The sequence below is a fragment of the Diaphorobacter sp. J5-51 genome, assembly GCF_001023515.1.
GTDB classification, from domain to species: Bacteria; Pseudomonadota; Gammaproteobacteria; order Burkholderiales; family Burkholderiaceae_C; genus Diaphorobacter; species Diaphorobacter nitroreducens.
In genome coordinates this window covers 65,688-73,867 of record NZ_JSYI01000072.1, presented here as the reverse complement: position 1 = coordinate 73,867, position 8,180 = coordinate 65,688, and the positions used below count along the sequence as shown (strand labels likewise).

General features: G+C 62.8%; 8 protein-coding genes and 4 tRNA genes. 1 reads left to right on the top strand and 11 read right to left on the bottom strand.

The window, feature by feature from the left end:
- A partial coding sequence (locus OX89_RS09780; protein ID WP_157497412.1) for a hypothetical protein occupies positions 1 to 593 on the bottom strand: 593 nt, incomplete at its 3' end.
- A gap of 103 nt (positions 594 to 696) precedes the next feature.
- On the opposite strand from OX89_RS09780, the gene OX89_RS09775 reads away from it, so the two are divergent.
- Positions 697 to 987 carry a helix-turn-helix domain-containing protein gene (locus OX89_RS09775; RefSeq protein ID WP_047350472.1) on the top strand — a complete coding sequence of 97 codons (291 nt, stop codon included), beginning with the start codon at positions 697 to 699 and terminating at the stop codon, positions 985 to 987.
- Here the strand turns inward: OX89_RS09775 and OX89_RS09770 are convergent.
- From OX89_RS09770 to OX89_RS09725, 10 genes are all read right to left on the bottom strand, one after another.
- Positions 978 to 1,820: a hypothetical protein gene (locus OX89_RS09770; protein WP_199856232.1), complete on the bottom strand. Its 843-nt coding sequence runs from the start codon at positions 1,818 to 1,820 to the stop codon at positions 978 to 980. The two genes, OX89_RS09775 and OX89_RS09770, sit on opposite strands and share 10 nt — an antisense overlap.
- Before the next feature lie 18 nt (positions 1,821 to 1,838).
- The gene (locus OX89_RS09765) at positions 1,839 to 2,357 is read right to left on the bottom strand and encodes a hypothetical protein (protein WP_157497408.1); all 519 of its coding nucleotides are present in this window, start codon (positions 2,355 to 2,357) and stop codon (positions 1,839 to 1,841) included.
- A 384-nt stretch (positions 2,358 to 2,741) separates the two neighbouring features.
- Positions 2,742 to 2,818, bottom strand: a tRNA-Asp gene (locus OX89_RS09760).
- Positions 2,819 to 2,875: 57 nt separating this feature from the next.
- Positions 2,876 to 2,951, bottom strand: a tRNA-Glu gene (locus OX89_RS09755).
- Positions 2,952 to 3,067: 116 nt separating this feature from the next.
- A tRNA-Glu gene (locus OX89_RS09750) sits at positions 3,068 to 3,143 on the bottom strand.
- 32 nt (positions 3,144 to 3,175) lie between these two features.
- A tRNA-Ala gene (locus tag OX89_RS09745) sits at positions 3,176 to 3,251 on the bottom strand.
- 65 nt (positions 3,252 to 3,316) lie between these two features.
- On the bottom strand, positions 3,317 to 4,726 hold the full coding sequence (gene gltX, locus OX89_RS09740) for a glutamate--tRNA ligase (protein WP_047350469.1): 1,410 nt from the start codon (positions 4,724 to 4,726) through the stop codon (positions 3,317 to 3,319).
- Positions 4,723 to 5,937, bottom strand: a complete 1,215-nt coding sequence (locus OX89_RS09735) for an O-succinylhomoserine sulfhydrylase (protein WP_047350468.1) — start codon at positions 5,935 to 5,937, stop codon at positions 4,723 to 4,725. Before OX89_RS09735 ends, gltX begins: the two co-directional genes overlap by 4 nt.
- A gap of 130 nt (positions 5,938 to 6,067) precedes the next feature.
- Positions 6,068 to 7,576: an amidophosphoribosyltransferase gene (gene purF, locus OX89_RS09730; RefSeq protein ID WP_011805892.1), complete on the bottom strand. Its 1,509-nt coding sequence runs from the start codon at positions 7,574 to 7,576 to the stop codon at positions 6,068 to 6,070.
- A 77-nt stretch (positions 7,577 to 7,653) separates the two neighbouring features.
- Positions 7,654 to 8,142: a CvpA family protein gene (locus OX89_RS09725; RefSeq protein WP_011805893.1), complete on the bottom strand. Its 489-nt coding sequence runs from the start codon at positions 8,140 to 8,142 to the stop codon at positions 7,654 to 7,656.
- Positions 8,143 to 8,180 lie beyond the last annotated feature (38 nt).

Here is an 8,180-nt window from a genome sequence, read left to right as displayed (position 1 = left end):
CAGGCCAGGTGTCGGCACGTCCGGTGGCGGGTGTCTTCCACATTAACCTGCTGGCACATACGGGCAAACTGCACGGCCTGTCCGTAGCTTTCCGCCGTGGCATAACCGATACCGCCGCTGAGGGTGTCGCAGCTCTTGGTGGCACGGCCGGTCGGGCCGTAGATGATGGTGATCGACTTGGGCAGGCCCTTGGCGTCCAAGGTAACGACCTGCTTGAGGTCGGACTGCTGCACCGTCGAGCCGATCTGGTCACGGGTCTTTTCCTGCTGGACACGATCGGCGTTTTCCGCAATGAACTGCTTGGCTGCGGGATACACACGGCTGACGCCATCCATGTGTTCTGCCCGGCGCAGGGATTCCGGACCAGCACCGGCATGGCTGCATTCCTCGCTCTTGCGCCGGACTTGTTCTAGTTGCTCGGGGGTCCAGTCGCGCACTTTGACGCCCATGACCGCGCCATTGAGGTCGGCTCCGCGCAGGGCGTTCAACTGCTCCCACTGCACGGGGCACGACAGGCGCAGTTCAGCATGGGCAGGCACTACCGCGCAGACCATCAGCAGCGTGGCTGCTACTGAGGCAAATTTTGAACTCATGACTCCTCCTCAAGAACACTATCGGTTTGGTTAATTCATGAGCATATCAAACCAAACCGATAGTTTGTGGATTCATAGAATGTGAACTGAAAGACTACCCGGCATGACCCGGGTAATCGTCAACAAGCCGCAACCGCTCGAAGCTCGCTTCGCGCTGGAGCGCGACCGGGTGCAAGCTGCGTTTGGTTCTCGGCTGCGGGAATTCCGTGTAGCAAAGCAACTGACGCTGGAAATGCTGGCGGATCGTGCTGATCTGCACGCCAACTATGTGGGTGCAGTGGAGCGCGGTGAGCGCAACCTGAGCCTGTACAACGTATGGCGCATTGCACACGGCCTTGGAGTTGCCCCCGCCGATCTGATGCAGGCATTGCCCGAGCGTGAGACTCAGGCGTAACTCTCTTCGACCGGACGCTCCTTACTGAGAAGGCAAGCTACTTCCTCGATCAAACCAGCAGGCACACCGGCCACCGAGACTGTGCATTGCAGCGCCAGCAGTCTCCGGCGCAATGTTGGGTGCTGCTCGAACCGCGCCAGCAGTGCCGCCTTCATGATCCGCCGATACTCAGTGCTGGCCGTTTGACTCCGCCACTCCCGCGCCAGAGGCCACGGCCAATCTCGGGGGTGTGCTGTCCGCCAGTACCGCCCATCCAGCACAAACGGATACGAGCTGGCAGGGTGCAGCCAGCCGAATTCGTCCTCTGGGCTATTGACCGCAATCATTTCGATGCGGTGCAGGTCGCCAACCGGAGAGAACTCGATGGCACCATCCAGATCACGCCGGTAGAGCAGTTGGAACCAGTCCGCGCCAGCAACTCGCAGTTGAATCGTTCCGACGCCCTCGTCTTCCGTCAGGCGTTGCAGGAGCATGAGCGGTGGCTCAGGCCCCAGCAGGCCACGCAATCGCAGGTCTTTGGCGCTCACCGTCAGGCCGCATGTTCCAGTCGGTAGCACCATATCTGTATCCTCGGTGGGCACAACGCTGACGCGATAGCCCAAGGACAACAACCCGTTGCCGCTCCACGCGGCGATGGCAGTACCCGATTCCCTGCGGGCGTAACGAAGCGGTGAGGAGCAAATCAAAGCCAGATCACCGAGGTGCAACGCCATAGCCCCTGCAAGCAGACTGCTTCTCGTCAGACCGGCAGGGTGTCCAGCCACTCGCCACGGATCAACCAGCTCGATCTTGCGCAGCTCTCGAAAAAGTAGATCGGCGAATGGCTCAGCCAAGCAGCCCGCTTGCATCGCTCACTTCCCGGCAGTCTTGTTCATCTGGGTCACGCCGATATACCAGGACGGCGGCAGCTCTGCCAGGGCAGCAGTTCCCATACGCACATGGAGCTTGCTGTCAGTGTGTGGGTAGGGATCAACCACATACGGCTGGGCCGTCTTGGCGTCGGCTGAGGTGTTACGGTGATAGATCACGGCACGGCCTACCTCATACGATTCATCGTAAGAAACAAGCGCCAAGGAAACCTCGGAAAGGTCGTTGTAGCTTTTGGCCTCCTTCCAGACCGTTGCGACCAGTCCATGCGCCGCCAACAAACGGGCGATGAAATCACCATCTGCATACAGCCAATAGGGGCCAACCTTGGGCAGTCCGAGGGTTTCCGCCTGTTTGAAGATGTCGGCAAGGCTCTTGTTGCAAAGCATGGCACAACAGGCCAGCACATCGGCGTGGCGGTCATCGCCCTGGCTGATGCGTTGAAAGAAGGGTTTGAACGATGCAGCAGGTGCTGCGGTGTTAGTGGCGGGAGTGCTTGCCATGATGATCTCCAAAAGCTGAACAAAACAAACGCGCACGGCAAAGCCTTCCGGTCGATGACGACCAGAACAACGAGTGTTCAAGGGGTATCAGATCGAGGGGCTATGCCGTGGCAACTGGCCGACCGCAACAGCTCGTGGAGTGGCGGTGGCTTTTTTCAGCATAGTGCGGGGCGGCTGCGCCAGCACAACGAAAAAACTTTGCCAGACAGCAACAGAAGCGGCGTGCTACTCGCAGGACATGCAGTACAGCGACTTGCCACGCGCACGCGACGGCACAAAGACAAACGCCGCAAACGGAAACCGTTGCGGCGTTGTGAGTTGACTTGTGAGTCGTTGCCTTGTAAGCTAAAAAGCTTTTTCAAATCAACGACTTACAGAAGTCTGTGGCGGAGTGGACGGGACTCGAACCCGCGACCCCCGGCGTGACAGGCCGGTATTCTAACCGACTGAACTACCACTCCGCGTCGGTGTGACTTTTGCCCTGCTGCTAATGCAACCGAGCCAAGTGCCACAAAACTTGGCGACCCTACGGGGATTCGAACCCCGGTACTCACCGTGAAAGGGTGATGTCCTAGGCCTCTAGACGATAGGGTCAAAACCTAGAAACTTGTAAACCAACAAATCTNTGACAGGCCGGTATTCTAACCGACTGAACTACCACTCCGCGTCGGTAGCTGCTTGCATTCTTGCGAATCAAGTGCAGCCAAACTTGGCGACCCTACGGGGATTCGAACCCCGGTACTCACCGTGAAAGGGTGATGTCCTAGGCCTCTAGACGATAGGGTCAAAACCTAAGAACTTCCGTTCAAATCATCAGGTGGTGGAGGTAAGCGGGATCGAACCGCTGACCTCTTGCATGCCATGCAAGCGCTCTCCCAGCTGAGCTATACCCCCTTTGACTTCGACATTTAATTTCTTATCTGTCGTCATCACCTGAGCCTTGAATTATAGACAGGTTTTTAACGACTTTTCAATCGCGCGAGGATTTTTTCGCGACCCAGCAGTTCGAGCACGGCATCCACCGACGGCGTATGCGCGGTACCCATGGTCAGCACCCGCACGGGCATTGCGAGTTGCGGCATCTTCAAACCCAGCTGCTTGAGGACATCCTTGATCGCAGCGTTGATTGCGTCCTTGTTCCACGCCACGGTCTCCATGGCGGCGGCAAACGCGTCGAGCGCCGGTGTGGCGGTTTCAGTCACGTGCTTCGCGAAGTCGTCTGCATCGGGCTCGATGGCGTCCACATAGAACACGCGCGCCCAGCGTGCCAGGTCCACCAGCGTTTCGCAGCGGTCTTTGAACAGCGCGCAGATGCGCGGCAAGCGGTCATCAGCATCCAACTGCGCCTCTGGAACACCCGCCTGCACGACGAAGGGCCGCACGAGTGCTGCCAACTGCGCATCTTCCATGGCCTTGAGATGCTGTGCGTTCACCCAGCGCAGCTTGGCCTCGTCGAACTGGCCGGCGCTGCGGCCCAGGTGATCCAGGTTGAACCATTCCAGGAATTGCGCGCGGCTGAAGATCTCGTCATCGCCATGGCTCCAGCCCAATCGGGCCAGGTAGTTGACCATGGCGTCGGGCAGATAGCCCTCGTCGCGGTACTGCGTCACGGCCTTGGCACCGTTGCGCTTGCTCATCTTCTCACCCTGCTCGTTGAGCACGGTGGGCAGGTGGGCAAACACGGGCACCGTGGCGCCCAGGGCCTCGAAGATGTGGATCTGGCGCGGTGTGTTGTTCACATGGTCGTCGCCGCGAATCACGTGGGTGATGCGCATGTCCATGTCGTCCACGCAAACGCAGAAGTTGTAGGTGGGCGTGCCGTCCGGGCGCGCGATGACCAGGTCGTCCAGCTCGCTGTTCTGAAACTCGATGCGACCCTTGCACTTGTCGTCCCAGCCAACCACGCCGCCCTGGGGCGTCTTGAAGCGCAGCACGGGCTTGACACCTTCCGGCACGGGCGGCAGCACCTTGCCGGGCTCGGGGCGCCAGGTGCCGTCATAGCGGGGCTTTTCCTTCGCAGCCATCTGGCGCTCACGCAAGGCGTCGAGCTCTTCCACGCTCATGTAGCAGGGATAGACATGGCCTGCAGCCTGCAGTTGGGCCAGGACTTCCTTGTAGCGCTCCATGCGCTGCATCTGGTAGTACGGGCCCTCGTCATGGTCGAGCTGCAGCCAGGACATGCCCTCCAGGATGACGTCGACCGAGGCCTGGGTGGAGCGCTCCAGATCAGTGTCCTCAATGCGCAGGATGAACACGCCGTCGTTGGCACGCGCGAAGGCCCAGGGATAGAGCGCGGAACGGATGTTGCCCAGGTGGATGAAGCCCGTGGGCGACGGGGCGAAACGGGTGCGTACTTGTTGTTGTGTCATGGCAGGGTGTCCAGGCCTCGGCAAAGGTCGGTCTTCAGATCGTCGATATGTTCCAGGCCTACGGAGACGCGGATCAGCCCCTGGCCGATGCCGGCCGCCTGGCGCTGCTCTTCCGTGAGGCGCCCGTGCGAGGTGCTGGCCGGATGGGTGATGGTGGTCTTCACGTCGCCCAGATTGGCGGTGATGGAGCACACGCGCGTGCTGTCGATGACGTGGAAGGCATTCGCGCGCAACTGCGCCGCGCCTTGTCCCACCACGTCGAACGCCAGCACCGGCCCGCCCATGCCGCCCTGCTGGCGCATGGCCAATGCATGCTGCGGATGACTAGCCAGGCCCGAATAGTGCACGCGCGCCACCTTGGGATGTGTGGCCAGCCAGGTCGCCAGTTCCAAAGCCGCAGCGCTTTGCGCGCGCACGCGCAGCGACAGCGTCTCCAGCCCCTTGAGCACGACCCATGCATTGAACGGCGACAGGTTCAGCCCCGCGCTGCGCATGAAGGTGCCCATGACCTTGTCCACCAGCGCGGTGGTGCCGCACACGGCGCCCGCCATCACGCGGCCCTGGCCGTCCAGCAGTTTGGTGCCCGAGTAGACCACCAGGTCAGCGCCCAATTGCGCCGGGCGCTGCAGCGCGGGCGAGCAGAAGCTGTTGTCCACCGCCAACAGCAGGCCGCGCGCATGCGCGATCTGCGCCAGTGCGGCGATGTCGCACAGATCGCCCAGCGGGTTGGTCGGTGTCTCGGCAAACAGCAAGCGGGTATTCTGGCGGATGGCCGCCTCCCACGACTGCAGGTCGGTCTGCGAGACAAAGGTCGTCTCTACGCCGAAGCGCGCCATCTCCGACCCGAGCAGCTTGAGCGTGGAGCCGAACATGGACTGCGAGGCCACCACGTGGTCGCCGCTCTTGAGCACGGTGAGCGCCATCAGCAGGATGGCCGACATGCCGGTGCTGGTGGCCACCGCGCATTCCGTGCCCTCCATGGCCGCCAGGCGGCGCTCGAAGCTGCTGACCGTGGGGTTGGCGGTGCGGGTGTAGGTGTAGCCCGGCTCTTCGTTGGCGAAGCGGCGTGCGGCGCTTTCGCAGTCGCTCTGCACGAAGCTGCTGGTCATGTACAGCGCCTCGCTGTGCTCGCCCCACTGGCTGCGCGCGACGGCCTCGCGAACGGCGAGGGTCTCAGGGCGCAGCCCCTCGGGCAGGGGTTGATCGGTCACGGTGGCGGTCCTTGTTCTAAAAATTAGGAGCTGGTAGCGCTTGCTACACCTGGACTTCAGGCATTTTTTACCTTGAAACCCAGTACAAACAAGCGCAAGGCGCTCATCTTTTTGATGAGCGCGAGTGTACTCACGCCTCCTGGGCGTTGGGCAGGGACAGACGGGAGGTGTCTTCCTGCTCCTCTTCACCACCCCGGTTGCGGCCCTCGTTGAGCGCCGTCACTTCCTCGTCGGAGATGTCGCCGGTGATGTACACGCCGTCGAAGCACGAGGCCTCGAACCCCTCCACCTTGCGGTTGATCTTGCCCACGGCCTGCTTCATGGCCTCGACGTCTTGGTAAATCAGTGCGTCGGCGCCGATCAGCTGGCGGATCTCCTCCACCGTGCGGCCGTGCGCGACCAGCTCGGAGCGCGTGGGCATGTCGATGCCATAGACATTGGGGTGGCGCACCGGCGGCGCGGCAGAAGCCAGGTAGACCTTTACCGCGCCGGCGTCGCGCGCCATCTGCACGATCTCCTTGGAGGTGGTGCCGCGCACGATGGAGTCGTCTACCAGCAGCACCTTGCGGCCCTTGAACTCGCTGCCGATAGCGTTGAGCTTCTGGCGCACCGACTTCTTGCGCACGCCCTGCCCCGGCATGATGAAGGTGCGGCCCACGTAGCGGTTCTTGACGAAGCCCTCGCGGTACGGAATGCCCAGCAGCTGCGCGAGCTGCATGGCGCTGGGGCGGCTGGATTCGGGGATGGGGATGATGGCGTCGATCTCGCTGGGAGGCACGGTGGAGATCACGCGCTTGGCCAGCGTCTCGCCCATGTTCAGCCGCGCCTGGTAGACCGAGATGCCGTCCATCACCGAGTCGGGACGCGCCAAATACACGTACTCGAACACGCAGGGGTTGAGGTGCGGGTTCTCGGCGCACTGCTGGGTTTCCACGCGGCCGTCAGCGTGCACGAACACGGCCTCGCCGGGCGCGACGTCACGGTCCAGCACCTGGGTCGTGCCCTCCAGCGCCACGGATTCGCTCGCCAGCATCACGGTGCCGTCCGCGCCGCGGCCCATGCACAGCGGGCGGATGCCGAACGGGTCGCGGAATGCCAGCAGGCCATAGCCCGCGATCAGCGCGATCACGGCATAGGAGCCCTTGACGCGCTTGTGCACCGCGCGCACGGCCTTGAATACGTCCTCGGACTGCAGCGGCGCGCCGCTGGTGGCGCGCGCCAGCTCATGCGCCAGCACATTGAGCAGCACTTCGGAGTCGCTCTCGGTGTTGGTGTGGCGGTGGTCGGTGTCGGCCAGCTCGCCGCGCAGCTGCTTGGCGTTGGTGAGGTTGCCGTTGTGCACCATCACGATGCCGAACGGCGCGTTCACGTAGAACGGCTGGGCCTCCTCCTCGCTGGAGGCATTGCCCGCCGTGGGATAGCGCACCTGCCCCAGGCCGATGGTGCCGGGCAGTGCGCGCATGTTGCGCGTGCGAAACACGTCGCGCACCATGCCCTTGGCCTTGTGCATGAAGAACTTGCGCCCTTCCTGCGTGACGATGCCCGCGGCGTCCTGTCCCCGGTGCTGCAGCAGCAGCAAGGCGTCATAGATCAGCTGATTCACGGGGGCCGTGCTGACCACGCCGACAATTCCACACATAGTTTCGTTCCAGTTTTGGCGGCGGGGTTTCCCGCCGATCACACACATCACTCACCGCGGCCGCGCCGCCAAGCCCGCTAGGAAGGCAGATGGCGGCCCAGTTCATCCGGCAGCGCGGGCCTCAACCCCTTGAGCGCCCCCTGCAGCAGGGGGGCGGCCTGCGATTCCTTCCACCACGGCGCATCCTGCATCGGCGTCCAGCCGGCCACCAGCACCACGGCCAGCAGCAGCACCAGGCCGCGCAGCACGCCAAATAGTGCCCCTAGCGCCCGGTCCGCGGGCCGCAGGCCCACCGCCTCGACCAGTTTCTTGAGCAGCCACGCCACCAGCCCACACGCAAACACCGCACCGACGAACACCACCGCGAAGCCCGCCACATGGCGCCAGGTGGCATCCGCCTGCCCCATGGGCAGCAGCGCGCCCATATCGTCCGCGAACCATTGCGCGGCAAAAAACGCCACCACCCAGCCGGCCAGCGACAGCAACTCGAACACCAGCCCGCGCCATGCACCGATCAGCAGCGACGCGCACAGCACCACCAGGAAGATCCAGTCCAGCGCCGCCATGCGCAACCTTTGAAACCGCCGCCCCAGCCCGCCAGCCG